We start from the raw sequence: 24,301 nt of genomic DNA, 5'->3' as shown, positions 1-24,301 counted from the left end.
CTCAGCGATACATCGGCGTTGCCGAGATCGGCCAGCCGAGATTGTGTATTTCGAAGACCCGGTACGTCGGTTCGGGCAGGCCACTTTCCATGATCGCTTCACGGATCTGCGCGTTTTGCCGAAACGCCCGTAAGGCATCCTCAGAATCCCAGACATCGCACACCATAAGCCCGTAATCGCGTGGCACCGCGAGGTGGATCAGCGGCCGCGCCGGCGAGATCTCCACGATGCGCAGCAAGGCCTTGTCGTAGCACGCCTTCAGCTGGTCGGTGTCGCCACGAAAGTCCAGGGCCGCCAGGACCGTGCCCATAACTCCTCCTCAACCGGCCGGGTTGACCGCTGTGTGGGGCCTGGCCTGGGTCAACATGTCGACGATGACGTCATCGAGTGCCTTTCTGCCCGCGGGCTTCTCGGGTTGCGCATGCAGATCGTCACCGACCTCGAGCCGTGCCGTGTGGCCCAGCGGGTCGCGGTGCACCAGCAACCGAAATCGGTGTCCCCGCCAGCTGAGCTCGAATGCCAGCACGCCGGTGCCGTATTCGTCGCGCAGCGTGATGCGTTCGGTGTCGGCGTCGAGCATCGCGTTCGCCTCGGCGATCATCTGCTCCGCGTAGGCGCGCAGCTCCATCCATTCGTCTACTGCCACGGCGATGGAGCAGGTGCCGCTGGGTTCGAATTGCAGTGTGCCCGGCGCCGCGGAGGTGCCGCTCAATGCGTCACGCACCCGCAACATGAACGGGGTGAAGACAACGTCACGCTGGCTGTCGTCGCTCGTCATCGGATCTCCTTGTCCGGCTGTCATATTCGTTGGACACCCGGGGCGAGAACGTTGCTTGGCAGCGGCTGGAAGCGGGCCCGCGGCGCCGAGCATGCCGATGCGCATCAGGGTGTCTTGATCAACGGGCTGCGGATACCGCCGGTGGCCTTGTCGGACGCGTCGAAGAAGTCCTCCCGGAAAATATCGCGGGGGAACAACCGCTTTTTGATCAGCATCTTGATCGCCGCTTCCACCATCGGCGGCGGCCCGCAGAGGTAGCCGACATGGCCGCGGCAGGTCTCGAAATCCTCCGCCACGACGTCGGTGACCAGGCCGTGGGCAAAACCGTCCACCTCCTCATCGGACAGGCATGGGCGATAGCTGAACTGCTCGGGGAACTGCTTCGCCAACCCGCGGAAGAAGTCGACGTCATAGAGGTCTTCTTCGGTTCGCGCGCCCTGGTAGAGGTACAGCCGTTGCGGCAGCCCGGTTTCCAGCACATGCCGAACGATCGCCTTGAGCGGGGCGACACCGGTGCCCCCGCCGATGAGAATGGCGGGCTGACTGCGGGCTTCCCGAAAGAAAAACCGACCATATGGACCGGCGAGGTGCACCTCGTCACCGACGGCAAGATCTTTGAACACCCAGCCCTCGGTGCCCAAACCTCCCGGCGTGTTGCGGATCTGCAACTCGATGAGGCCGGGCTGACCCGGCGGGTTGGCCATCGACCAGCTTCGGTTCACGCCCGCGCCGGGGATGGTGACCTGGACGTATTGGCCGGGGTTGAAGGCCATCTCACCGTCCAGCTCGATCAGCACCCGCCGGGTCGCGCGTGCGCAGTCCTCGACGGCGCTCACCGTGCCGGTGTAGTCGCGGACCGGGTGGAACACCACCCCCTCCTCGACATCCACATCGGCTTCGAAGGTGACATCTGAGGTCGGGGTCGCCACACAGATCAGGGCCTTGCCCTCGGTGCGTTCGTAATCCATCAGCGCGAAGCTGGATGCGTCGTTGTGCTCGACCTCGCCCTCGAGGACCTGCACCTTGCAGGTGGCGCACGTGCCGTGGGTGCAGGCATGCGGCAGCCAGATACCCGCGCGCAGGCAGGCGTCGAGAATGCTCTGGTCGGCGCGACACGGCACCTGACGGCCGAGCGGTTCGACCGTGATGGTGAACGTCTCGGTCATGGGGCGTCTTGACCTCCGCTGCTTGGTCGCTGTCAGGTGAATACGGTGGTGAACCGGTCGTTGAGTTCGCGGGTGATGTAGAAAATCCCCTTTCCGATTTGGTCCGCGGTCCAGGTGATCGTCGGGAAATCGGCCCCGGTGATGTAGCCGCCGGCGAACACCTCGTTGCGGTTGCCCGACGGGTCGAAGAAGTAGATGGTCTTCCCGCGGGTGATGCCGTGGCGGGTGGGGCCGATATCGATCGGCACGTCGTCCATCGCGAAAATGTCTCCGGCACGCAGGATCTGGTTCCAGTCCTCGAGCCAGTAGGCCCAGTGGTGCAGCTTGCCGTTCTCACCCTTGATCACGGCGAGGTCGTGCGGCTTTTGGCCGCAGAACATCCACGTCCCGATGAGCTCCGGGTTGCCGGGCTCGGTGATCAGCCGCTCGGCGATGTGGAAGTCCAGGCACTCGATGAAAAAGCGTTCGACGAGCGCGGGATCTTCGGCCGCGATCAGCGCGTGGTCCAGCCGGTGCACGGCCACTCCCCTGGCGTGGCGGGGCCAGGGATCCGGGTTGAGGGTGCCGGTTTCGGTGCCGACATAGTCCATCTCGGTGTAGAGCTCCACCACGTGTTCCGACGGCAGGATCACCCGCAGACCCTCGCCGACCGCGAGGTTCTCCCCTTTGCTCATCCGCTCGCTACGTGCCCCGAACCGGGCGATGCGGTTTTCGAACTCGGCCAGGTCGTCGTCGGTGTGCACCTTGAAGCCGAGCTTGACCAGGCCGACCCCACCCTCCTCGAGAACCACCGAGTGATGGTCGAATTCGTCCCAGGACTTCAGGTAAACCTTTCCCTCTTCCTGTGCGACGATGCTCTGGCCCAGGGTGTTGCTGTAATGGCCGATGGCCTCCTCCAGGTCGGTGACACGTGCATGCACGTAGCCGATCCGATTCACTGACATCGCGCTGCCTCCTTATGCGAAAATGGTGACTGTTTGCGAGCTAGGCGCTCGCGGTCTTGCGGGTCTTTTCGGCCGCCACCTCGTGCTGCCCGATAGCAAAAGCTATCGGGACGTTCAGTTTCAGCCGCTCGGCGTGGCGCAGCTGAAGCACGACGTCATCGGAGACCGGGCAGGCGCGACACGTCAGCACCACATTGGCCGCCCGCTCCTGTTCGCTGAGCACGCTGTAGGCGACCACCTTGGGATACCGCACCTCGCCGGAGACCAAATCCGCCTTGCAGACCCCGCAGCCACCGCGACGGCACCCATACCAGTAGGTGAAGCCGTTGCGGCGGATCGTCTCGAGAATCGACTCGTTGGGGTGAACCGACAGCTCGATGTCGCCGGGCAGCAGGCGAAGGATCGTCATTGCGGCACTCGGAAGCGGATCACGCCTTTATGCGGGATGCCCAGATCGGCGATGGTCTCCGTTGGCTTCGGGTTGATCTCCTCCTCGTCGATGCGCCAGCCGGTGGCGTCGTTGGGCCGGTAGTCCGGGTCGGCGGACGCCCAGGGGTCGATCATCTGGGTTTTGAAATCCGACCAGGTCATAGCCCGGGGAACCCGGAAACACGCCGCGGCGCAAAAGAACATGTTGTTTTCCCAGAGCACGTGGACGAGCTGGTCGTCGCCGAAAAGCTCTTGCCGGTCTTTTGCGGGAAAGTCATAGCTCCCCAATGCCTTAACACTCATCTGCCCACCCCCAGGGGTGCGTGCCAGTTCGCCCATCGCTTGGCGTCTTCGGAGGTGGTGTACTCGCCGTTGTCGCGACCGTCGACGATGCCGTACCAGGCGAGCACGTCCGGTATTGTCGGCCCGCCGCAATTGCCCTGGTAGATCTGGTGCACCGGCAACCACGCCTGCACGTACTTCTCCGGCTCCCGCTCGAAAATCCATTGGCATCCGTCCGAGCAGAAGTTGTAGCGCTCCCCGCGGTAGACGCTGTGCCGCTGGCTGATGGTCGTCGGATCCCCGACTTCGGTGAACCCCATCGGGATCTGGCACACCTGGCACAGTTGCGGCAATCCGGGGAAGAAGAAGCGGTTGCCGCTCGCCTGCATCCTGGCGGCCTTCTCGTAGAGCGGACGGTAGTAGCGGTCGAAGGTGTCGGGGTAGCGCTGCGATAACCAGTCCAGCTCGGGCTCCGGCGGAACCGTGGTGGTGAACGCCGCCGCGTGGGAGAACTGGTAGAGGATCCAGTGCACCTGGTGGCTGACGTAGTCCTTCTCCACGATGGCCTGCTGGACGTGACGCGGCGGCCTGATGCCGTAGTACTCCAGGTCGGGGAACAGGCCCTCGAGCATCTGCTGTTCCAGGTACAGCTCGAAGGCCTCCTTCCAGCTCATCACCTTTTTCACCAGGAAGTAGTCCATCATGGCGGCCACCAGCCCCAGCAGCCGGTAGCCGCGCCAGAACCATTTGTCGACCCAGTCCTGCATGATCGGCACGTTGGCCTCGTCCTGCTCGAGAATGAACTTGATGGCCTCGAGACCCAGGGTCATGTGCCGGCTTTCGTCGCTTTGCGCGGAGAAGCCGAAGGTCATGGTCGGCAAATCGCCGTTGAAGCTGGCGCCGCTCATGAACGGGACGAACAACAGGTTGGTCAAAAAGTACTCGAAGCTAAACGAGATCGCGGTCAGGGCTTCGAACGGCCCGGCCGAGAGCGCGTCGTCGAAGAACGACTTCGGCACGCTCAGATACCACACCCGGTCGTGCATTTTCCAGGGTGAGTGCAACCCGTCGTAGTACTTGTTGTACATCGAGATCGCGTGTGTCTGGGTTTGGGCGTGCCGCAGCTCGTCGATGCTCTGGCACAGCGCCGCGAACCGTGGCCCCGGGCCATTGAAATGCCGTCCCAGATAGGCGAACAGGCGGTGCGCCGTGTACTCCAGCGGCATAACCCCCTGCAGGAAGAGCTTGAGCGCGTTGAGGTAACGGGCGTCGGCCACCTGCAAATGCCCCTGCCCCTGGGCAAAGCTCTCGATTGCCGCGTAGAGCCTTTTGTCCTTCTCCGACTGATATTTGGAGTACGCGTCGATGGTCAGCCGGAACGGGTCCTCCCAGGCGTCCCAGTCATGGATCTTGATGCCCTCGAATCGGGTGTAGGGGTAGAGCTGTTCTTCCGAGACATACGTCGGCGTCCAGTCCAAATCCCGGGTCAGGAGCCGGTAGCGCTCCCGCATCGACGCCTTGGCCACAATTCCTCCTTCAGTGTTCCCACTTGATCACGATCTCGTCTTCGTCCCACTCGGCGATGTGGCCGACGTAGGAGACGATCGCCAGCTGAAATTCGTGTGTCTCCCAGGGACGGCCGAGCAGTTCTTCGACCGTGGTGCGCCGGATGACCAGGTGCCCGGGTGACGTGATTTTGACCAGTCCGGGCATCCGCAGCACGTCGGCGCTGGGATTGTCCCGCTCGATCGCGTCGATGATCACGCGATTGTCCTCGGTGTCTTGCAGGTCGACGCCCACCGGGCGGACCCGTCGGGTTCGGGTCTCGGTCATGCTCGCACTCCGCCCGGCGCGGTGACGGGAACGCCGATCTTCTCCAGGCTTGCCGCCAGCTCGGAGGCGTAACGGGTGGCGGCGGACATGATCGAGGTCGAGGCGAAGTTGGTTTCAATTCCCTCGGCCAGGCGGCGCACCGCCTCCCGCGCCTGCGGATACCACCGGTCTGCCATGGCGCCCAGCGCTTTACGGTTCGCGCTGCCGTATGAAGGATCCTCCACCCACGCCTTGAGCAACGCCATCAGCCATTTCTGATGGTCGGCATACCACCGGCTGAAGTGCTGGGCGAGCAGGCTGTAGGCCATCGCACCGCGGAACAGCGCGCGATCGTCGGTGTGCCGGAACAGCAACGGATACAGTTGCGCGTCGGTCAATTCGATCGCGAGCACCCCGCTGACCCAGTCGGGCTCGACGAGCGCCTGCTCGGTGAGTTCCCGCAGCGCCTGCAGGCTGGGCTGCTCCAGCCAGAACCGCTTGGCCTCGGCGAGTTTGTCGCCCGCTCCCCCGCCCATCGCCAGGCCGATCAGGCTCAGCAGCTGAGCGTTGCCCACCCGGTCCATGGCCGCGTAAGCCGCCGGCTGGGCCACCGCCGTGCCCCACGCGAACCGGGCGCCGTTGATGAAGGCCAGCTGGGCGCCCGATTCGTAATGCCGCAACGGCACAATCGCGTGGGCCACGAACGCGTGCCAGTTCTCTGGGAGCCTGTCGAACAGCTCGCGCTGCTCGATGTATTTCAGGTCGTTGGCGAAGGCTTCGTAGTGAGCGGCCCGGTTGGCCACATAGGTCGCGTAATAGTACTGCCTGGGGTCGGTGTAGCTATACGGGTCGGCAAGCTTCACCGCCGAGTAGTCGGGATCGTAGATCTCATGCTGCGGGTCCCACAGCGGCCGGTAATGGAAATTCTCCATCGCCTGCATGTTGTAGGTGCCTTCCTGATACCGGGTTGCCGGCTTGTCGCCGAACCGGTCGATCAGGTTTTGAAAGGTGTTGCGGATCGGCTCGACCGCCTGGGTTCGTATTTCGTATCCGACCATCAGCTCTCCTTTCGGCGCCGAACCGGCCGGCCCCACCGAGCGCGGGGTTCCCGGAGTTCGTCTGCGGGTTTCGCAGTTAGTGTGGTGTCCGCCACGACCCCACCATGCGCCACGCCGCGGGGTTTCACAACGAAATGTTCCGCATAGCGGAATCATGCAAGATCCCGCCGGGAGGCCCGGCGGTTTTGGGTTTATTGCCTGACGGGGCACCGCCCCCGGCGCCGGCGACTCCGAACGGAATCCGTTGTTCTGCATCGCGGAACAGCGATGTGTGCCCGCCGCGCGCTGCATAGCCTGAAAGTCGTGGAAGCTGGGGCGGGTCGCGAGGCCCAGCGAATGCGCCGGGCAACGGCGGGTTTCGTCACTGCGATTCATCGCGCGTACGCCACCGAGCTGCGATCGCTCCCGCCGGCGGCCCGTCGGCGTCTGCCGCTGGTCTCCGGCGGTCCCTTCGAGGTCGCCGCGGTCGGGCTGCACCATCTGCACCTGCTCGCCACCCACGACCACCTGGGCACCGGCGACGACGAAATCATCGAAGCCAGCGGTTCGGCACCGCCGCTGTCGTGGACGCTCCGTTTCTACGATGCAACTATCCTGCCCGCGCTTACCACGCTCGACGAGTCGACGCAACCGGCGGTCGACGGGGTCCGGCGGGTGCTGGGCGTCGGTGCCACGCTGTATCACCTCGTGGTGCAGCAGGGCGCGACACTGGACTACCATCGGGCCGAGCATTTCGGTGCGGGGCTGGCACACAGTCATGCCGCGGCGGTGATCGATTTCGCGGCGATGCGCCGCTGCGCCCGGGGGCGCGAAGACCTCGTCGATGAGATGGAGGCGGCGACGATCGCGGGCCTGCGCCACTGCCAGCGGCTGCTCGCCCTGGCACTGGCACCAGGGGACGCCAGGGTCGCCGAGCTCGCCGCCGACCAGCCGCCGGATCCGGTGGTGCTTCGTCGTGCCGTGTTGGCCGCCCTGCGTGCCCACGGTCCGGTGCCACGGTGACCGGCTCCCCGGAGAGCACCGGGGAGCGGATGTCCTCCGCGCGCAACACCGCCCGGGTGCTCATGGCGTTCGGCCATCACCCCGGTCCGCGGGGAGTGACCGAACTCAGTCGCGAGCTCGGCCTGAGCAAGAGCACCGTGCACCGCATCCTCACCGCGCTCGTTGCCGAGCATCTGCTGGAGCACGACCCGGTATCCCGCACCTATCGGCTCACCCTGACCTCCATTGACCTCGCCACGGCCGCCACCGCACCGCTGCGGCTGCATGAGGCGGTGATGCCCAACTTGGTGCACCTGCACCAGCGCATCGGTCAGACCGTGCATCTGGGCGTGCTGGAGGGCAGCGAGGTGGTGTATGTCGAGCAACTGGCAAACCACGGCGGCCGCTACCGGGCGGTCACGCACGAGGCCCGGATGCCCGCCCATTACTCCAGCTGCGGCAAAGCGATCATGGCGTACCTGCCCGACGCCACGTTGGAGGCCCTCCTGGCGGGGCATCATTTCGACGCCCGGACACCGCAGACCATTGTCGATCCGACCCAGTTTCGGCGCGAACTGCGCCTGGTTCGGGCACGCGGATGGGCCCAGACCGTAAACGAGCGCGAATACGGTCTCGGATCGCTCGCCGTGCCGGTGCGCGGCAAATGCGGGCTGGTCGTGGCGGCCGTCGGCACCGTGCGTCGGCTCCCACAGGACCGAAAAGACGAGCTGCGCCGCTATGTCGAGCCCCTGCTGATGACCGCCGCGGCGATTTCCCGCACCATCAGGGCCGTCCCGCCGGGGCGGGGCGGGTAAGCCCCAGGGTTAGCCCGCCTGGATCTGCATCACCACCGCCTTGGGTTCGGTGAAGAACTCGCGGCTGAAGTTGCCGCCCTCCCGGCCGATGCCGGAGTCCCCGACCCCGCCGAACGGGGCCCGCAGATCGCGGATGAAAAAGCAGTTCACCCACACCGTGCCGGCCCGCAGCGCCGCCGACACCCGGTGGGCGCGATGCACATTCTCGGTGAACAGCATCGCGTTCAAGCCGTAGCGGGTGTCGTTGGCCAACCGGACCGCGTCGGCCTCGGTGTCAAACGGCATCACCACCGCCACCGGGCCGAAGATCTCCTCCCGGCTGCAGCGGGCCTGCTGACCCAGTCCGGTCACCACGGTGGGACGCACCCCCCAGCCCTCGCCGAGCCCCCCGGTGACGACGGAGCCGCCCTCGGACTCGATGGTGTCGACGTAGCCGCGCACCTTGCGGTAGTGCTCCTCGGAGGCCAGCGGGCCGATTTGGGTGCTCTCCTGCTTCGGATCCCCGATGATCATGGCTTCGGCCGCGGCGGTGAACCGGCTCAGAAACTCATCGTAGACGTCGCGCTGCACATACAGCCGAGACCCGGCCAGGCACACCTGACCGGTGTTGGTGAAGATCGCCTTGATCGACCATTCCACGGCGGTGTCCAGGTCGGCGTCGGCGAACACCACGTTCGCGCCCTTCCCCCCGAGCTCCAGGCTCACCGGCGTCAGGTTGGCCGCGGCCGCCCGGGCGATGGCCCGGCCGGTTCCGGATTCACCGGTAAAGGTGATTCGGTCGACGTCGGGGTGTTCGGTGAGCGCCTGCCCGACGGAGTCCGGTCCATAGCCGTGCACGACGTTCAACACGCCCGGCGGCATTCCGGCTTCCACCGCGAGCCGACCCAGGATAGTGGCCGAGGCGGGGGTGTCCTCGGCGGGCTTGAGCACCACGGTGTTTCCCCACGCCAGGGCGGGGGCAACCTTCCAGGTTTCCAGCATCAAGGGAAAATTCCACGGCGCAATGGCCGCCACCACACCGGCCGGCTCGAACCGGGTGTAGGCATGATGCCCCGAGTCCATGGGGAACACGTCCGCGGTGGCCAGCCGCGCGTGGTCGGCGAAGAACCGGAAGTTCAGCGCGGCACGGGGCACATCGTTGCCGCGTGACTGGCTGATCGGTTTACCCATGTCGCGGGTGTCGGCCATGCCCAGCTCGTCGGCGTGCTCCTCGATCAGGTCGGCCAACCGGTGCAAGATTCGGCCGCGCGCGGCGTATCCCATCCGCGGCCACGGCCCGGAGTCAAACGCGTGCCGCGCCGCGGCCACCGCACGATCGGCGTCGGTGGTGTCGCCGAGCGCGGCTTCCGCCCACGGGCGACGGGTGTAGGGGTCGATCGAGGCGAACGTCGCCCCGGAGGCCGACTTGACCTCTTCACCGTCGATGATGTGCCCGAAAAATTCCATGTTCCTCAGGTCTCCTTCGATGTCATCGCAGCGCGTTCGGCCAGGGTCACCCCGCCGGCCGAGAAATGCGTGGCCGGAACCTCGCGCACCACCACCCGGATGCTGGCCTCCGGTGCCCCGATCGCCCGGTGCACCGCGGCATGCACCTCGGCCAGCAGGGCCCGGATCTGCTCGGCGCGGCGGCCCTCGACCAGCGTGATTTCCACCAGCGGCATGTCACTCGCACCTCAGGGTGACCGCGCCCAGGCTGGAGAACTCGGCGCTGACCCGGCTGCCCGGCCAGACGGGCACGGCATCGGTGAGGCCCCCGGTCAACACCACCCATCCCGGCTCCAGCGCCTGCTGGCGCTTGGCCAGCGCATTGGCCGCCAGCGCCAGGGCCTCACCCGGATGGCCCTGCACCGCGGCGCCGGTGGCCGAGTCGACGACGTCACCGTCCACCGCTAACAGGCACGCTTCCAGCGCCAGGTCCACCTCGTCGGGCCTGCGGGCCACTCCCCCGACGACGAAAAGCGCCGAGGAGGCGTTGTCGGCCACCACGTCGGGCAGGGTGAACTTGAAGTCGGTGTAGCGGCTGTCGATGATCTCCAACCCGCCGTACACGTGCGACACCGCCTCCATCGCCCGCGCCGCGGTGACGCCGGGCCCGGCCAGTCGCTGGCCGAGCACGAACACGATCTCCGGCTCCACCCGTGGATGAATCAGCTGCCCGACCACCAGCGGCGCACCCACCGGCAGCGCCATCCGGTCGGTCAGCCAGGCGGTGAGCGGCGAGTCTATCCCCATGCGCTGCTGCTTGGCGCGCGAGGTCAACCCGAGCTTCACCCCGACAATGTGCTGCCCCGACTCGACCTTGCGGCACACGATCTCGTCTTGCACCCGATACGCGGTCTCCAGATCCAGCCCGGGCCACTCCGCGGTGACCGGACCGCGGTCGGCACGCGCGGCCTCGGCCTCCAGCAGCACCGTCGCCGCCCGCGCCACATCCCATTCGGTCATGCCGCACCCTCCCCGCGCTCGGCCGCCAGCTGCAGCGCGATGTCGATGATCATGTCCTCCTGGCCGCCGACGTACCCGGCTTCGCCGACCCGCTGCAGAATCTCGTGCGCGGGCACCCGGTAACGCTCCGCGGCACGTTCGGCGTGCAGCAGAAACGACGAATACACCCCCGCATAGCCCTGCACGATGGCGTTGCGCTCGGCCCACGGCAGCCGCGGAATGAACGGCAGCGCCACCTCCGCGGCCGCGGCGAGCAGCCCGGGCAGATCCAGCCCGGTTCGCACACCCAGTTTCGCGAACACCGCCGCGAGCACCTCCGTCGGCGAGTTACCCGCCCCGGCGCCCAGCGCGCACAGCGTGCCGTCGATCTGCCGGGCGCCGGCCTGGTAGGCGGCCAGCGAGTTGGCCACCCCCAGGCACAGGTTCTGGTGGCCGTGCAGGCCGACCTCGGCCCGGTCGCCGATCCGACCGACCAGCGCCGCCACCCGCGCCCGCGCATCGTCGGGCAGCAGCGCACCGGCGGAGTCGACGACGTACACGCACTGGCAGCCGGCGTCGACCATGATTTCGGCCTGCGCCGCGAGCTCGGCGGGCTCGATCATGTGCGAGAGCATCAAAAAACCGACGGTCTCCATGCCGAGGTCCCGGGCGGCCCCGAAATGCTGGATCGACACGTCGGCCTCGGTGCAGTGGGTGGCGATGCGCGCCACTCTGGCCCCGGCGTCGTAGGCTTGCCGCAAGTCGGCCACCGTGCCGACACCGGGCAACAGCAGCACCGCGATGCGCGCGTTTTCCGCCTCGTCCGCGGCCGCGGCGACCAGCTTGATTTCATCCTCACCGGAAAAGCCGTAGTTGAACGTGGATCCCCCCAGGCCGTCCCCGTGGGTCACCTCGATGACGCGCACACCCGCGCGGTCCAGCGCCCGCACCACGTCACGCACCTGCCGTTCGGTAAACCGGTGCGCCATCGCGTGACTGCCGTCGCGCAGCGTGGTGTCGGTGATCCGCACATCGATTTGGCCGGTGTCCGGGATTTGGCCGGTGTCCTGGACTTGGCCGGTGTCCTGGATTTGGCCGGTGTCCTGCCCGCTCATCAGATCGCCACCTTCGCTGCCGCCAACAGCTCGCCCACCCGTGCGGCGGCGGCTGTCATGATGTCCAAGTTGCCCGCCCACTCGGGCAGGTAGTCACCGTTTCCGCGGACCTCCAAAAAGACACCCACCCGGGCACGGCCGTTCCAGCCATCGCGGGGGTCGTCGAATTGCGGGTCGGCGCGCAGCGTGTAGCCCGGCACGTAGCGGCGCACCTCGGTGACCATCCGGTGAATCGACTCGCTAATCGCGTCGCGGTCGGCATCCGGATCGATCGCGCAGAAAACGGTGTCCCGCATGATCATCGGCGGTTTGGCCGGGTTGAGAATGATGATCGCCTTGCCGCGAGCCGCCCCGCCGACACTTTCGATCGCCTTGGCGGTGGTCTCGGTGAACTCGTCGATGTTCGCCCGGGTTCCCGGCCCGGCCGACCGCGAGGCGATCGACGCCACGATCTCCGCATACGGCACCGGAGTCACCCGCGACACCGCGGCGACGATGGGGATGGTGGCCTGACCCCCGCAGGTGATCATGTTGACGTTCGGCGCGTCGATATGGGTGGGCAGGTTCACCGGGGGGCACACGAATGGCCCCACCGCCGCCGGGGTCAGGTCAATCGCCTGAATGCCGGCCTCGGCGTAGCGAACCGCGTTGGCGGCGTGCGCCTTGGCGCTGGTGGCCTCGAAAACCAGGTCCGGCGGTTGCTGCGCCAACAGCCAGTCCACTCCGGCCGCAGAGGTCTGCACGCCCAGCCGGGCCGCGCGCGCCAGACCCTCGGAAGCCGGATCCACCCCGACCATGTACCGCACCTCGATGTGCTCGCTGCGCTGCAGTTTCGCCAGTAAGTCGGTGCCGATGTTGCCCGGCCCGACGATCGCCGCAGTCGCTTTGCAAGACGCGTTGCCCACCGCCGTCACTGCAGTCCACCGCCCTTCTTGGAAAACCGCGCCGTCACCGAGCCCAGTCCGGCGAAAGCCGTCGTCACCACGTCCCCCGCGGCCACCGGCACCGCCGCCGTGATCGAGCCCGGCAGCACCACATGACCGGCTTCCAACACCACGCCGCGCGCCCCGAGGATGTTGGCCAGCCACACCAGCGCGTTCAGCGGGGACCCCAGCACCGCGCCGCCGGCCCCGGATCCCACCAGCTCCCCGTTGCGGTAGATCACCCCGCCGGTCAACCGGACATCGACCTGCGACAACGGGACGGCGCTGCTGCCCAGCACCACACCGCCCGAGGACGCGTTGTCGGCGATGGTGTCCACCAGCTTGATCTTCCAATCGCGGATCCGGGAGTCGATGATCTCCAGCGCCGGGGTCACGAATGCCACCGCGGCCATCGCCTCGGCCACCGTCACCCCCGGTCCGGCCAGCGACCTGCCCAAAACGAACGCAAGCTCGGGCTCCACCTTCGGCGCCAGAAACACCGAAGAATCGATGGGCTGCGACTCGAGGAAAAACATGGCGTCGGTGAGATGGCCGAAGTCGGGCTGGTCGACCCCCAGCTGACGCTGCATGGCCGCCGAGCTCAAGCCCACCTTGTGCCCTTTGATGACGGCGCCGTCGGCCGTCCACCGCTGCACCTGACCCACCTGAATCGCGTAGGCGTCGTCGACGGTCAGCCCGGGGAAGCGGTCGGTCAGCGGGTCGATCGGCTCGCCGCTGCGGTAGGCGGCCAGTAACAGCTCGACCGCCTCGGCCCGCGCCCGGCGGTTAGCGTCGTCGCTCGGTGTCATCGTCTACCGCCTGTCTTCCTGGCCCACATCGCTGGCCCAAACGCTATCGCCGTCGACCTTCGTGCCGGCTACGCGTTCGCGAGCGCGGAACGCCCGCGATCACTTGACACTCGTCTTCGGCGCGGCACAATGCAAGTCATGCGTTCCACTGGGCGGCACGAAGGAGACGATTCCGCTCCGTCGGTGCTGGCCCGCGCGACGGCCATCCTCTCGGCCTTCGACCGCGACCGACGACCGCTGGGAATATCCGAGCTGGCCCGGCGCACCGGGCTGGCCAAATCCACCGTGCACCGGCTGACCGCTGAGTTGACCCGGCATGGCCTGCTGGAGCGCCGCAGCGAGGGGCTGGTCCTCGGGTTGCGGCTGTTCGAACTGGGGGAATTGGTTCCCCGCCAGCTCGATCTCCGGGAGGCCGCGCTGCCCTACATGGCCGACCTGCGCGCCGCGACCAGGCAAACCGTGCACCTCGCGGTCCTCGACGGCACCGAGGTGGTCTACGTGGAGATTCTTCGCCACCACGACGCTCCACCACTGCCGTCACGGGTGGGTGGACGGCTTCCCGCGCACGCGACCGCCGTCGGCAAGGCCATCCTCGCGTTCTCAGATCCCGATGTCACCGAGGCGGTGCTGCGCGCCGGGCTGCGACGCCTGGCGGAGCGCACCATCACCAACCCCGACCTGCTGCGACGCACTCTCAAGTTCACCCGCGCGCACGGCATCGCCTACGACTATGAGGAATCCCAGGCCGGGCTGGTGTGCGCCGCCAGCCCGATCACCACCGCCACCGGTGATGTCGCGGGGGCGTTGTCCGTCTCCGGATGGGCGGGGCGCCTGAATGTTAGGCGACTCGGGCCCGCCGTTCGCACCGCCGCGCTCACCCTCTCCCGCGACCTTGCGTCCTCGGGCCCATAGTCAGGCCACAGCGCCCGCACCGGTGTCGGCGATTTCGCGATCCTGTTCGGCGGAACCACCGGACACCCCGATCGCGCCCACGAGTTCCCCGGCCACCCGGATGGGCACCCCGCCGCCGAAGATCACCAACCGCTCGGCGTGCACGATGCCGTTGCGCAGCGCCGGGTCGTCGGCGATCGCGTCCCACCACTGATGGGTCGGCCGTCCATTGAAGGCCGTCACCGTGTAGGCCTTATTGCGGGCGAGTTGCTCGGAGAGCAGCGGAGCGCCATCCATCCTCAGGTAGGCCAGCAGGTTCCCGGCCCGATCGGTCACCGCCGCGCACACCGGCACACCGATGCGTTCGGCGTGTGCGACCGCGGCGTCGATCACCCGCCGCGCACCTGCCATGGTCAGCGAGGACCACGACGTGACATCTTCAGCCATCGCGCGAATGTGCTCCCTTCACCCTCGTGGAATCGGTCCGGTCCACGCCACCATCGTCGCCAGAGCGCCTGCGCGGCAACCGGAGACGTTCCTCACCACGGAACACCCTAAATGCGAACCTCATCCATCGCCGCGAGTTGGCCGCCTCAGGTGGCTAAGCAGGTGGCGAAGCGCCGGTCTCACCACGTCTTGTGGGGTCTTGTGGGTCTTTTGGCGTAACGTAGGCGCGATGAGCGTATCGGATTGCGTTGCCGTGAGCACCGATCGGGGGCAACGGCGTCGCCCCCGTTCCGAAGCGGTCGCACGGGCGCAGCCGATTCAGCCCACGGGGATGCCCGGGACGCGGGTGGCCGGTGTTCGGGCACCGGCATGCCCGGCCCCTGGTGCGGTCAACCCGGCGAAACGACGCGGGAAATGACGCGGAAATTGATGACGCCGGAATTGATGACGCCGCAGTTGACGTCGGCCACCCACTGGGGCGCGTTCACCGCACGGGTGCGCGATGGCGACATCGTGGCCGTGACTCCGCTGAGCGGTGACCCCAACCCGGCCCCGCAGTTGCGGAATCTTCCCGGTGCCGTGCGGCATCGCTGCCGCATCGCCAACCCCGCGGTGCGGCGCGGGTGGCTGCTGAACGGTCCGGGACCCAGTCCGGCGCGCGGCGCCGACGAGTTCGTCGAGGTCAGCTGGGACGAGCTGCTCGACTTACTGGCCGCCGAACTGCGCCGCGTGGTCGAGCGCCACGGCAACGAGGCGATTTACGGCGGCTCCTACGGCTGGGCCAGCGCCGGCAGGTTTCACCACGCGCAAAGCCAGATCCACCGCTTCCTCAATCTGCTGGGCGGATACACCGCATCCCGGCATACCTACAGCACCGGCGCCTCCGAGGTGATCTTTCCGTATATCTTCGGCGCCGAGCTCTTCGAATCCCTGGCCGGCATCACCACCTGGGACGTCATCGTCGAGCACACCGACCTGTTGGTGGCGTTCGGCGGCTTGCCACTCAAGAACACCGCGGTGACGCCCGGCGGCGCCACCCGTCATCTCGACCGCGACTACCTCACCCGGTACCGCTCCCGCGGCGGCCGGCTGGTATCGGTCAGCCCGCTGCGCGACGACATCACCGCGATCGCCGGCCCGCTGGGCGACCGGTGCCGCTGGCTTGCCCCGGTTCCGGGCACCGATGTGGCGATCATGCTGGCGCTGGCCTACGTGCTGGCCACCGAGTCACTGGCCGACCGGGCCTTCCTCGACACCTACTGCACCGGATATGAGCGCTTCGAGCGTTATCTGCTCGGCGCTGACGACGGGGTGCCCAAGACACCCCGGTGGGCCGCCGGGCTGTCCGGACTTGACGCCGGCGAGCTGCGGGATTTGGCCCACCGGATGGCCGATGGAAGAACGCTGATCACCACCAGCCTGTCGCTGCAGCGCATCGAACATGGTGAGCAAAGCGTGTGGATGGGCGCCACGCTGGCGGCGATGCTGGGCCAGATCGGGCTTCCCGGGGGTGGATATGGGCATGGCTATGGCTGCAATGGCATCGGCAACCCGCCGCTGGCCTGCCGGCTGCCGGCATTGCCGCAGGGAACCAACCCGGTGCGCAAGTTCATCCCGGTGGCGGCGATCACCGAACTGCTGGAGCGGCCCGGGGGGCAGCTGGCCTACAACGGCACGCTGCTGGATTTGCCCGACATCAAGTGCGTCTACTGGGCCGGGGGAAACCCCTTCCACCATCACCAGAACCTGCCCCGGCTGCGCCGGGCGCTGTCCCGTGTCGACACCATCGTGGTGCACGAGCAATTTTGGACCGCGATGGCCAAACACGCCGACATCGTGGTGCCCACCACCACCAGCTTCGAGCGTGACGATTTCACGGGCAGCAGCACGGATCCCGGGTTGGTCGCGATGAAGGCGCTGGTGCCGCGGTATGCGAACGCCCGCGACGACTACGACACCTTCGCGGGGCTTGCCCACCGGCTGGGGTTCGGTGAGCAATTCACCGAGGGCCGCAGCGCCCACGAGTGGCTGGAACACCTCTACACCAAATGGTCGGCCGAACAGCACTTCCCGGTGCCATCATTTGCTGAATTCTGGCGCGTCGGCCAGCTGCAGCTGCCCACCAGAACGGGTGTGACGATGCTGGCCGATTTCCGCTCCGATCCCGACGCCTATCCGTTGGGCACCCCCAGCGGGCGCATCGAGATTTTCTCGACGACGATCGACGGCTTCGCCCTGCCGGATTGTGCGGGCCATGCCAAGTGGTATGAGCCCACCGAGTGGCTGGGCGGTCCACGGGCCCGGTTGTTTCCGCTGCATCTGATCGCCAACCAGCCGGGCACCCGGCTGCACAGCCAGCTCGATCACGGGGGCGCCAGCATGGCCTCGAAAATCCATGGGCGAGAGCCGATCCGGATACATCCCGTCGACGCTGACGCCCGCGGGCTCAGCGATGGCGACATCGTGCGGGTGTTCAACGACCGGGGTGCCTGCCTGGCGGGTGTCGTGATCGACGAGAATCTGCGGCCGCAGGTGGTGCAGCTGGCCACCGGAGCGTGGTTTGATCCCGCCGACCCGGCGGACCCGGATTCGATGTGCGTGCACGGCAATCCCAACGTGCTGACCAACGACTGCGGAACCTCGGCCTTGGCACACGGCTGCACCGGCCAGCACGTCCTGGTCCAAATCGAGAAGTTCACCGGCGAACTGCCCCCGCTGCGCGCGCACGAACCGCCCGCCGTGAACCCGCTCAGCCCATGCTGCTTCCGCCGTTGACACTGAGCACTTGCCCGGTGATGAAGCTGGCCTCCTCGGACGCCAGGAAAAGCACTGCGGCTGCGACTTCCTCGACCGTTGCCGGACGTCGCATCGGGATAAGGTTGACCGCGATGTCGGTGATCGACCGGAATTCCTCAGGGATCGTCCCGTCGGCCAGGGCCGCTCCGATTTCCGGGGTGAGGGTGTAAGACGGGGCCACCGTGTTGAAAGTGATGCCGCTGGTGGCGTATTCGCGGGCCAAACCCACCGCAAACGCATGGACACCGCCCTTGGCGGCGTTGTAAATCGCGTGTCCGTTCAGGCCGTTGCGCACCGATTCGGCGCCGATATTGACCACCCGCCCGTAGCGGGCCGAAACCATGTGAGGAAGCACGGCCAGCGTGCAGTTGAGCGTGGTCCACAGATTGTTGTCAATGGTGCGCCGGATCGTCTCATCGGTGTGGTGACGGGTTGCGGTGATCACCCCACCGCCGGCGTTGTTGACGAGAATGTCGATGCCGCCCAGCTCTTTTAGGGCAGCGTCCACCAGTCGCTCTCCCGCCCCAGGGCGGCTCAGGTCATCGACATGCCCGGCCACCACCTGCTGGGAATCAATAGCTGACAGGCGGGGCAGCGCAGCGGCCATCGCCGCGTCGTCGGGGCCGGCGAGCAACACCGCGGCCCCCTCGGCAAGGAACCGACAGGCCACCCCGAATCCGATCCCGGTCGCGCCGCCGGTGATCACGGCGCGCCGCCCGGCAAGGCGGCCGGCGTTCACAGAATGATGCTCACGGCGCCGGCGGGCCGCAGCACCGTCATGTCCATGACCGCCCGCTTGTAGCAGATCCGCAGGATCCCGTCGGTGCGGCGCAGCCGATAGTCGTAGCGCCCGACGTAGTGGTCGTCGCGGCCGTTGCGAAAGCGCCATACCGTGAAATACGCGGTGGCGACGATCTCCCCGCCCGATTGATCGAGGATGCGCACATTGCTGACCTGGTGGCGGGTGATCGCATGGGGGTATTCGCGGTGTGCTTTGCGGCTCTTGAGCCGTTCCACCCGGGCCAATAGCCGGAACTTGTTGTCGTTGACTAGCACCAGGTCACGATCCGGGTCCGGATCGGGCAGGTCGTTGGCTGGGATGACGTAGTGGGCGTCCTCGGTGTAAAGCGCTGCCCATTCGTCCAGGCGCCACTCGTCGAGCAACTGCGCCTCAAGGTAGAGCAGATCTTCAACGTCACCGCGCTGCACCGGGGCAGCGTCGGCATCAAGCTCCGCGGCCTCTTGTTCGAGTGTCATACCACCACCTCCCGCTGCGGGCTGAGCTGTTTGCGCCACTGCCGCCAGAACGCCCGCATCTGCTCCTCGTCGGTGGCCTGGGGTTCACGCGTCATCCCACGGGAAATATCGTTCCACTCGACCCCGCCGCTGCGAAACCCGTCCTGGCAGGACTCGAGGGCCTCGATGTCGTCGGGCGTGGCCAGGCCCCCCGGGCCGAGAAAGCTCAGAAAACTTTCCAGCCGCAGCGCCCGTGCTTGCGGTATTTCCGTTTTCGGGGCAAGGTGCCAGGCGCTGACCTCCATGTGATCCGCGGCGGTGGGCATGAAAGTGCGCACGGTGACCGCCTGGATGTCGTTGACGATGAGGTTCGGGTAGATGAACAAGTTCCGGTTGTTTTCTGCCATCCTTTCTGCGCGTTCAGCACCGTACACTTCGACGAGCCGGTCCCGGAGTCTCTCGATTTCGGGGCGGGACTGCTCACCGAATTGCTTCTCCCATTTTGCGATCGGCCGGCCCCATGGTGCCTTGTATTCCATCACGGCATGCCCGTGACCCAATGCCCGGCCCCGCCCGGAGAGCCCGCCGGCCACCCGAATATTCATGGAGCTCAGGTACTTCATATAAGTATCGTGGGTGGGCACCGCGTGGTAGCCGTCAATACTGTTCTCCACCAGAAGCTTCCAGTTGGCGTTGATGGAGTACTGGTTGGATCCTTTGAGAATCTCCCACCCCGACTCCGATTCGTCGACGATCAAATCGAGGTAGTCGCGGGCCCCCGCCAGATAGTCGACGAGGCTCTCGGCGCTGGTATTGAAGGTGACGAACACGAAGCCGCGATAGGACTCCAGCCCGGCCACGGGCTGCAGGCCCATCTCCTCGGCGCGGAACGCCGGACCGTAGCCTTGGCGGTCGGGCACACCGATCAGTTCACCGTCGGTGTTGAACGACCACGCGTGGTAGAAACATTGAAACACCTTGCCGTTGCCCGAATCGGTGCGACACACCAGTGCGCCCCGATGCGGGCAGGTGTTGTGAAAAGCCCGGATCTGCCCGGTTTTAGCGCTGCGCACGAAGATCAGCGGCCGCCCCGCTACCGCGCGTCTCACGAAATCACCCGGAGCGGCGACCTCCGACTCGTGCCCCAGATATAACCAGCAGCGGTCGAAGACCAGGTCGCGTTCCGCTTCGAAAATCTGCGGTGAGGTCAGCGCCGAGCGATGCACGCGAAACACGCCATTGTCCGGGTCGTCGACAATGAGCTGCGTTGCAGCCGTACTCATGATCCGCCACTCTTTCCCGAACTCCGAAGACTACGCGGCACCCCTTGACGCCGGGCAACCGGCCGGCCCTCCGGGCAAGCCGGCCGGCCGCTCAGCGCGGACCGCTACGCCCGCTGCGACGCCTTCGACGTGGCCTGCCACTGGGGCCAGCCGGCCTTGCGGTTCGCCGCCATCGCCAGCTCCTTTTCGGCCGGGGAGGCAAAATGCTCATCCCAGTGCCGTAACCGCGGCTGGGCGATCAGGCGTTCCCACAGCGGCGGGATGAGGGCGCACACGAAGCACAGAAACGCACTGGGCATTTGTGGCGCCTCCGGGCGGGGTTTCAGCTCGTGGTATTTATACCGGCTGTCGAGGTGGTGCTCGATGTGGGTGGTGATCTCCACACCCAGCGGACGGATGATCGCCCCGAGGTGGTTCCAGGCGTGCTGCAACTGGATCGGCGAGCCCGGCACCCGGACCAGGCCATAGTGCTGCAGATAGTTAAAGCCCTCCACCAGCAACTTGGAAAAGACCATCGCGGCGGCGGCGGGCACCAGTCCCGCCGGCCCGGCGACGGCATACACCGCCGCAAACAGCAGCGCCAACAGCCCGAGTTCCAGGTACACCGCGTTCTTCGGATGAAAGACCGACAAGTCGCGCTTGCGCAGGGAGGTCACCGAGGTGACGACGCCGTCCTTCCACGCCCCGTAGGACGCCTGCCACATGAACGCGTAGATGCTCTGCCCGCGTCTGGGAGTATCACTGTCTTTCTCGGTGCACAAGTCGAGGTGGTGGGTGAGCTTGTGCCCCACGTCGCGGTTGGGATCCAGGTAGACGGTGCTGTAGACCTTAGCCACGGCCCGCGGAAACAACGCTCGCCGGTGCATCAGCTCGTGGGCGATCGGCAGGTTGGGAACCGCGCCGATCCATCCCACCGACAACACCATGCCGACGACCCCGGCCGCGCCGACCGTGCCGCCCGGCAACGCCACCGTGGTGTGGCCCGTCCAGGCACCCAGTCGCAGCGCGAACAGTGCCCACAACGCCGCCAGGAGGGGCAGATGCAAATACAGCGGCACCTCGGCCAGCCACGGTACCCGGATGTTGCGGACCTTGTGGTCGGCGGGCAACACGATGTCTAAGAACATCAGGATCGGGAAGGTTGCGATGCCGGCCCACACCCAGCCACCTCCCAGCCACAGTCCAGCCAGGGCCACCCCGGAGACCAGGCTGACCAGGTAATATCGCAGCGCATCCACCTTGCTACTCCTTTCTTGTAGCGGAATCCGCACGGGTGATGGTTAGTAGATCAACACCGGTTTGATGGTGCGGCTAGCTTCGGCGTCCGCGATGGCGGTGTTGATGTCGGTAAACGGGTAGCGTTGAATGATTTTGTCGAGCGGGAATCGGCCGCGCAGGTGCAAATCGACCAGATGGGGAATAAACAGGCTGGGCACGCTGTCGCCCTCCACGATCCCTTTGACCGTGCGCCCGAACAACAGATTCACCAGATCCAATGACACCTCACTGCCGATGGCGTTGGCGCCGACCAGCCCGGCGGTGCCACCGACGTTGAGCGCATCGACGGCCTGACGCAAAGTCGCCGGCAACCCGACGGCATCCAACGCGAAATCCGCTCCCCCGCCGGTGATATCCCGAATCCGGGCCAGGGCCTCATCGGAGGCCTTCACGGCGTGGGTGGCCCCCAATTCCACGGCCATGTCTAGTCGCGAAGTGTTGAGGTCAACCGCGATGATCGGGTCACACCCGGCGATCACCGCACCCATGACGGCCGCTAACCCGACCGCCCCCGCCCCGAACACCACGATGCTGGCCCCCACCGGCGGCGCCAGCGCATTAAGCACCGCACCCGCACCGGTTTGCAGCCCACAACCCAACGGCCCCAGCAACTCCAGTGGTGCTTGCTCAGAGACCTTGACCGTGCTGCGTTCGGCCACCACCATGTGACTGCTAAACGAGGACTGGCCGAAAAAGTGCCCATTGAGCGCACCGCCGTCACGGTCCCGATACGCCGTGGAACCATCGGCGCGGCGCCCACCGAAGTTCAGCGCCATAAAAGAATCACAATTCATCGGATGACCAACCAGACAATTGCGGCACACACCGCACCACAACGGGGCCAGCACCACATGGTCACCCACCGCTAGCGAACGCACCTCGGAGCCAACCGCCTCCACAACCCCGGCCCCTTCATGCCCTAAAATGACCGGCGGGCCCGGGGGAAGCACCTGGTCGCGAACACTTAAATCGGTGTGACAAATCCCGCTGGCCACGGTGCGCACCAGCACCTCATCCGGACGCGGATCACCGATCTGGACGTCTTGAACGCCAAACGACCCCCTCTTGTCGCAGAGCACCGCCGCCTTGCCCGTAATCACCATGCTCCTTTGCGGTCTTGCGATCAGCTCGCTGAGGACACCGGCGGCAGATAGACCGACTTCTGCTGCTCGTAGGCGGCCAGCCCTTCCGGTCCCAGCTCGCGGCCCAACCCGCTGGCCTTCACCCCGCCGAACGGCGCGGTGGGGTCGGGCAGATAGCTGTTGATCCCGATCGTGCCGGTCTGAACACGACGGGCCACCTCGACCGCCCGCTCGGGGTCGCTCGTCCAGATGGTGCCGCCCAGCCCGTAGTCGGAGTCGTTGGCGATGCGCACCGCCTCGTCGACATCGCTGTAGGCGATCACCGACAACACCGGGCCGAAGATCTCTTCCCGGGCCACCGTGAAGGTGTTGTCCACGTCGGCAAACACCGTCGGCTCGACGAACCATCCCTTGTCCAGTTGCGGCGGGCGTCCGCCGCCCACGGTGATCTTGGCGCCCTCATCGAGCCCTTTGGCGATGTAACCCTCCACGCGTTGCCGGTGCTTGGCGCTGACCATGGGGCCGATCTGGGTCGCGGGATCGAGCGCATCGCCCACCGTGAGGCCCGCAACGAAGTCGGTGAAGAGGTCCACGATCTGCCGGTAGCGACTGCGCGGCGCCAAAACCCGGGTGCACAGGTAGCAGGTCTGGCCGTTGTTGAGCAGTGTCGCCCCGAAAAGGTTTTTCGCCGTGGCCGCCAAGTCCAGATCGGCGTCGTCGAGGATGATCGCCGCGGACTTGCCGCCCAGCTCCAACGTGACCGGACGCAGCATCCGCCCACAAGTCTCAGCGATCTGGCGGCCCGCGGCGGTCGATCCGGTGAAGGCGATCTTGTCCACCCCGGGATGGGACACCAGATAGGCGCCGATGTCGCGCCCGCCGGTGATGATGTTGACCACGCCCGGCGGCAGCGCGGCCTCCTGCACGGCCTCGGCCAGCAGGTAACTGTCCAGCACCGTCTCCGGCGAAGGCTTAATCACCACGGTGCAGCCCGCCGCCAACGCCGGAGCGTATTTGAAGGCCGCCAACGTTTGCGGGAAATTCCACGGCACAATTGCGCCCACCACCCCAACCGGCTCGCGTCGCACCAGGGTGGTCCCGCCGAACAAACCGGGGCGCTTCTCCTCCGGATCGCGGTCGCGAACCATCGCCGCGTAATAGCGCAGCAACATCGCCGGGAACACGGCTTCCAATTGCTGCGACACCGCGATCGGCATGCCATTTTGGCCGCTCACCCGACGCGCGATCTCCTCCGACCGCTTATCCAGCGCGTCAGCCAACCCCACCAACGCCTCCGCGCGCCGCGCCGGCTCCCACCGCGACCAGCCCGCCGGATCATCAAACGCGGCCCGCGCAGCGCCAACCGCCGCATCGACCTCCGCCCGGGTCGCCTCGGGCACGTGCCCCAGGACCTCTTCGGTGCTCGCCGACAGCACCGTAATCGGCATCGCCCCGGGCGGCTTTACCCAGTCACCACCGATGAACAGCGCGTCGTACGCCAACGACATGTCATCTCCTCATGCAGATCCTCATAAACCAGCGCACCGGTGCAGCGGTGCAGCGATGAGCCAGTTCACGCGCCGGTACCGGTTGTGAACCAGATCACGCACAGACTAGAGGTTCTTAACCGTGATAGTCAATACCTATAACTAAAGTCGGGCGGCGGGTTGCGCCAGCGGAAGAGCGGCGATGGCGGCCGAGACCACCGCGACCGGGGGCAGGACCGTTGCCCGCAATCGGCCTTAAGCGGTC

General features: G+C 66.5%; 26 protein-coding genes. 4 read left to right on the top strand and 22 right to left on the bottom strand.

What is annotated here, in order from left to right:
- Position 1: 1 nt before the first annotated feature.
- The 9 genes from QJR12_RS05965 to QJR12_RS05925 all read right to left on the bottom strand — a co-directional run bounded on the left by QJR12_RS05965 (position 2) and on the right by QJR12_RS05925 (position 6,469).
- The gene (locus tag QJR12_RS05965; RefSeq protein WP_300579830.1) at positions 2-310 is read right to left on the bottom strand and encodes a hypothetical protein; all 309 of its coding nucleotides are present in this window, start codon (positions 308-310) and stop codon (positions 2-4) included.
- 9 nt (positions 311-319) lie between these two features.
- On the bottom strand, positions 320-778 hold the full coding sequence (locus QJR12_RS05960; protein WP_300579828.1) for a hypothetical protein: 459 nt from the start codon (positions 776-778) through the stop codon (positions 320-322).
- 104 nt (positions 779-882) lie between these two features.
- Entirely contained in the window at positions 883-1,944 is a 1,062-nt protein-coding gene (locus QJR12_RS05955) for a 2Fe-2S iron-sulfur cluster-binding protein (RefSeq protein WP_300579827.1), read from the bottom strand.
- A 32-nt stretch (positions 1,945-1,976) separates the two neighbouring features.
- Positions 1,977-2,888 carry a catechol 2,3-dioxygenase gene (locus QJR12_RS05950; protein WP_300579825.1) on the bottom strand — a complete coding sequence of 304 codons (912 nt, stop codon included), beginning with the start codon at positions 2,886-2,888 and terminating at the stop codon, positions 1,977-1,979.
- A gap of 40 nt (positions 2,889-2,928) precedes the next feature.
- Positions 2,929-3,297 carry a 2Fe-2S iron-sulfur cluster-binding protein gene (locus QJR12_RS05945; protein WP_300579824.1) on the bottom strand — a complete coding sequence of 123 codons (369 nt, stop codon included), beginning with the start codon at positions 3,295-3,297 and terminating at the stop codon, positions 2,929-2,931.
- Entirely contained in the window at positions 3,294-3,620 is a 327-nt protein-coding gene (locus QJR12_RS05940) for a phenol hydroxylase subunit P4 (RefSeq protein WP_300579823.1), read from the bottom strand. The genes QJR12_RS05945 and QJR12_RS05940 overlap by 4 nt, the downstream gene beginning before the upstream one ends.
- Positions 3,617-5,125 carry a YHS domain-containing protein gene (locus QJR12_RS05935; protein ID WP_300579821.1) on the bottom strand — a complete coding sequence of 503 codons (1,509 nt, stop codon included), beginning with the start codon at positions 5,123-5,125 and terminating at the stop codon, positions 3,617-3,619. The genes QJR12_RS05940 and QJR12_RS05935 overlap by 4 nt, the downstream gene beginning before the upstream one ends.
- A gap of 10 nt (positions 5,126-5,135) precedes the next feature.
- Entirely contained in the window at positions 5,136-5,432 is a 297-nt protein-coding gene (locus QJR12_RS05930; protein WP_300579820.1) for an MmoB/DmpM family protein, read from the bottom strand.
- Entirely contained in the window at positions 5,429-6,469 is a 1,041-nt protein-coding gene (locus QJR12_RS05925; protein WP_300579819.1) for a phenol 2-monooxygenase, read from the bottom strand. Before QJR12_RS05925 ends, QJR12_RS05930 begins: the two co-directional genes overlap by 4 nt.
- Before the next feature lie 303 nt (positions 6,470-6,772).
- On the opposite strand from QJR12_RS05925, the gene QJR12_RS05920 reads away from it, so the two are divergent.
- Together QJR12_RS05920 and QJR12_RS05915 are read left to right on the top strand one after the other, a co-directional pair.
- Positions 6,773-7,471: a hypothetical protein gene (locus QJR12_RS05920; RefSeq protein WP_300579817.1), complete on the top strand. Its 699-nt coding sequence runs from the start codon at positions 6,773-6,775 to the stop codon at positions 7,469-7,471.
- On the top strand, positions 7,468-8,265 hold the full coding sequence (locus QJR12_RS05915; RefSeq protein ID WP_300579815.1) for an IclR family transcriptional regulator: 798 nt from the start codon (positions 7,468-7,470) through the stop codon (positions 8,263-8,265). Before QJR12_RS05920 ends, QJR12_RS05915 begins: the two co-directional genes overlap by 4 nt.
- A 9-nt stretch (positions 8,266-8,274) precedes the next feature.
- Here QJR12_RS05915 and QJR12_RS05910 read toward each other — a convergent pair whose 3' ends face one another.
- From QJR12_RS05910 to QJR12_RS05885, 6 genes are read right to left on the bottom strand one after another with little or no spacing between them, the layout of a single operon-like run.
- The gene (locus QJR12_RS05910) at positions 8,275-9,711 is read right to left on the bottom strand and encodes an aldehyde dehydrogenase (RefSeq protein ID WP_300579814.1); all 1,437 of its coding nucleotides are present in this window, start codon (positions 9,709-9,711) and stop codon (positions 8,275-8,277) included.
- 5 nt (positions 9,712-9,716) lie between these two features.
- Positions 9,717-9,926: a 2-hydroxymuconate tautomerase gene (locus QJR12_RS05905; RefSeq protein WP_213445273.1), complete on the bottom strand. Its 210-nt coding sequence runs from the start codon at positions 9,924-9,926 to the stop codon at positions 9,717-9,719.
- A 1-nt stretch (position 9,927) separates the two neighbouring features.
- Positions 9,928-10,710 (bottom strand): fumarylacetoacetate hydrolase family protein, encoded by a 783-nt coding sequence (locus QJR12_RS05900; RefSeq protein ID WP_300579813.1) that lies wholly within the window; start codon positions 10,708-10,710, stop codon positions 9,928-9,930.
- Complete coding sequence (gene dmpG, locus QJR12_RS05895; protein ID WP_300579811.1) at positions 10,707-11,804, bottom strand: 4-hydroxy-2-oxovalerate aldolase; 1,098 nt, start codon at positions 11,802-11,804, stop codon at positions 10,707-10,709. The genes QJR12_RS05900 and dmpG overlap by 4 nt, the downstream gene beginning before the upstream one ends.
- Positions 11,804-12,709 (bottom strand): acetaldehyde dehydrogenase (acetylating), encoded by a 906-nt coding sequence (locus tag QJR12_RS05890; protein ID WP_300579809.1) that lies wholly within the window; start codon positions 12,707-12,709, stop codon positions 11,804-11,806. Before QJR12_RS05890 ends, dmpG begins: the two co-directional genes overlap by 1 nt.
- A 5-nt stretch (positions 12,710-12,714) precedes the next feature.
- Positions 12,715-13,536 carry a fumarylacetoacetate hydrolase family protein gene (locus QJR12_RS05885; protein WP_300579808.1) on the bottom strand — a complete coding sequence of 274 codons (822 nt, stop codon included), beginning with the start codon at positions 13,534-13,536 and terminating at the stop codon, positions 12,715-12,717.
- 138 nt (positions 13,537-13,674) lie between these two features.
- Between QJR12_RS05885 and QJR12_RS05880 the strand changes: the two genes are divergently transcribed.
- A complete protein-coding gene (locus QJR12_RS05880) occupies positions 13,675-14,448 on the top strand; it encodes an IclR family transcriptional regulator (RefSeq protein WP_300579806.1) in 774 nt (257 codons plus the stop codon).
- On the opposite strand, the gene QJR12_RS05875 is transcribed toward QJR12_RS05880, so the two are convergent.
- Complete coding sequence (locus QJR12_RS05875; RefSeq protein WP_300579804.1) at positions 14,449-14,874, bottom strand: heme-binding protein; 426 nt, start codon at positions 14,872-14,874, stop codon at positions 14,449-14,451.
- Between the two features lie 444 nt (positions 14,875-15,318).
- On the opposite strand from QJR12_RS05875, the gene QJR12_RS05870 reads away from it, so the two are divergent.
- On the top strand, positions 15,319-17,649 hold the full coding sequence (locus QJR12_RS05870) for a molybdopterin guanine dinucleotide-containing S/N-oxide reductase (protein WP_300579979.1): 2,331 nt from the start codon (positions 15,319-15,321) through the stop codon (positions 17,647-17,649).
- Here the strand turns inward: QJR12_RS05870 and QJR12_RS05865 are convergent.
- From QJR12_RS05865 to QJR12_RS05840, 6 genes are all read right to left on the bottom strand, one after another.
- Complete coding sequence (locus QJR12_RS05865; protein ID WP_300579802.1) at positions 17,624-18,409, bottom strand: SDR family oxidoreductase; 786 nt, start codon at positions 18,407-18,409, stop codon at positions 17,624-17,626. The two genes, QJR12_RS05870 and QJR12_RS05865, sit on opposite strands and share 26 nt — an antisense overlap.
- Entirely contained in the window at positions 18,406-18,927 is a 522-nt protein-coding gene (locus tag QJR12_RS05860; RefSeq protein ID WP_300579801.1) for an aromatic-ring-hydroxylating dioxygenase subunit beta, read from the bottom strand. Before QJR12_RS05860 ends, QJR12_RS05865 begins: the two co-directional genes overlap by 4 nt.
- Positions 18,924-20,189 carry an aromatic ring-hydroxylating dioxygenase subunit alpha gene (locus tag QJR12_RS05855; protein WP_300579799.1) on the bottom strand — a complete coding sequence of 422 codons (1,266 nt, stop codon included), beginning with the start codon at positions 20,187-20,189 and terminating at the stop codon, positions 18,924-18,926. Before QJR12_RS05855 ends, QJR12_RS05860 begins: the two co-directional genes overlap by 4 nt.
- Before the next feature lie 104 nt (positions 20,190-20,293).
- Entirely contained in the window at positions 20,294-21,427 is a 1,134-nt protein-coding gene (locus QJR12_RS05850; protein WP_300579797.1) for a fatty acid desaturase, read from the bottom strand.
- Positions 21,428-21,469: 42 nt separating this feature from the next.
- Positions 21,470-22,570: an NAD(P)-dependent alcohol dehydrogenase gene (locus QJR12_RS05845; protein ID WP_300579796.1), complete on the bottom strand. Its 1,101-nt coding sequence runs from the start codon at positions 22,568-22,570 to the stop codon at positions 21,470-21,472.
- Positions 22,571-22,590: 20 nt separating this feature from the next.
- Positions 22,591-24,057 (bottom strand): aldehyde dehydrogenase, encoded by a 1,467-nt coding sequence (locus tag QJR12_RS05840; RefSeq protein ID WP_300579795.1) that lies wholly within the window; start codon positions 24,055-24,057, stop codon positions 22,591-22,593.
- Between the last annotated feature and the right edge of the window lie 244 nt (positions 24,058-24,301).

Source organism: Mycobacterium sp. (genome assembly GCF_029961025.1).
Classification (GTDB): Bacteria; Actinomycetota; Actinomycetes; order Mycobacteriales; family Mycobacteriaceae; genus Mycobacterium.
This window is presented reverse-complemented; position numbering and strand designations above follow the sequence as displayed.

Bases quoted from the DNA above. Each gene is read 5' to 3' on its own strand.
- QJR12_RS05930 (WP_300579820.1), bottom strand. From the start codon at position 5,432: ATGACCGAGACCCGAACCCGACGGGTCCGCCCGGTGGGCGTCGACCTG.
- QJR12_RS05925 (WP_300579819.1), bottom strand. From the start codon at position 6,469: ATGGTCGGATACGAAATACGAACCCAGGCGGTCGAGCCGATCCGCAAC.
- QJR12_RS05905 (WP_213445273.1), bottom strand. From the start codon at position 9,926: ATGCCGCTGGTGGAAATCACGCTGGTCGAGGGCCGCCGCGCCGAGCAG.
- QJR12_RS05900 (WP_300579813.1), bottom strand. From the start codon at position 10,710: ATGACCGAATGGGATGTGGCGCGGGCGGCGACGGTGCTGCTGGAGGCC.
- QJR12_RS05880 (WP_300579806.1), top strand. From the start codon at position 13,675: ATGCGTTCCACTGGGCGGCACGAAGGAGACGATTCCGCTCCGTCGGTG.
- QJR12_RS05950 (WP_300579825.1), bottom strand. From the start codon at position 2,888: ATGTCAGTGAATCGGATCGGCTACGTGCATGCACGTGTCACCGACCTG.
- QJR12_RS05860 (WP_300579801.1), bottom strand. From the start codon at position 18,927: ATGACACTCGAACAAGAGGCCGCGGAGCTTGATGCCGACGCTGCCCCG.
- QJR12_RS05945 (WP_300579824.1), bottom strand. From the start codon at position 3,297: ATGACGATCCTTCGCCTGCTGCCCGGCGACATCGAGCTGTCGGTTCAC.
- QJR12_RS05955 (WP_300579827.1), bottom strand. From the start codon at position 1,944: ATGACCGAGACGTTCACCATCACGGTCGAACCGCTCGGCCGTCAGGTG.
- QJR12_RS05870 (WP_300579979.1), top strand. From the start codon at position 15,319: ATGACGCCGCAGTTGACGTCGGCCACCCACTGGGGCGCGTTCACCGCA.
- QJR12_RS05885 (WP_300579808.1), bottom strand. From the start codon at position 13,536: ATGACACCGAGCGACGACGCTAACCGCCGGGCGCGGGCCGAGGCGGTC.
- QJR12_RS05965 (WP_300579830.1), bottom strand. From the start codon at position 310: ATGGGCACGGTCCTGGCGGCCCTGGACTTTCGTGGCGACACCGACCAG.
- QJR12_RS05940 (WP_300579823.1), bottom strand. From the start codon at position 3,620: ATGAGTGTTAAGGCATTGGGGAGCTATGACTTTCCCGCAAAAGACCGG.
- QJR12_RS05855 (WP_300579799.1), bottom strand. From the start codon at position 20,189: ATGAGTACGGCTGCAACGCAGCTCATTGTCGACGACCCGGACAATGGC.
- dmpG (WP_300579811.1), bottom strand. From the start codon at position 11,804: ATGAGCGGGCAGGACACCGGCCAAATCCAGGACACCGGCCAAGTCCAG.
- QJR12_RS05840 (WP_300579795.1), bottom strand. From the start codon at position 24,057: ATGTCGTTGGCGTACGACGCGCTGTTCATCGGTGGTGACTGGGTAAAG.
- QJR12_RS05875 (WP_300579804.1), bottom strand. From the start codon at position 14,874: ATGGCTGAAGATGTCACGTCGTGGTCCTCGCTGACCATGGCAGGTGCG.
- QJR12_RS05845 (WP_300579796.1), bottom strand. From the start codon at position 22,570: ATGGTGATTACGGGCAAGGCGGCGGTGCTCTGCGACAAGAGGGGGTCG.
- QJR12_RS05910 (WP_300579814.1), bottom strand. From the start codon at position 9,711: ATGGAATTTTTCGGGCACATCATCGACGGTGAAGAGGTCAAGTCGGCC.
- QJR12_RS05960 (WP_300579828.1), bottom strand. From the start codon at position 778: ATGACGAGCGACGACAGCCAGCGTGACGTTGTCTTCACCCCGTTCATG.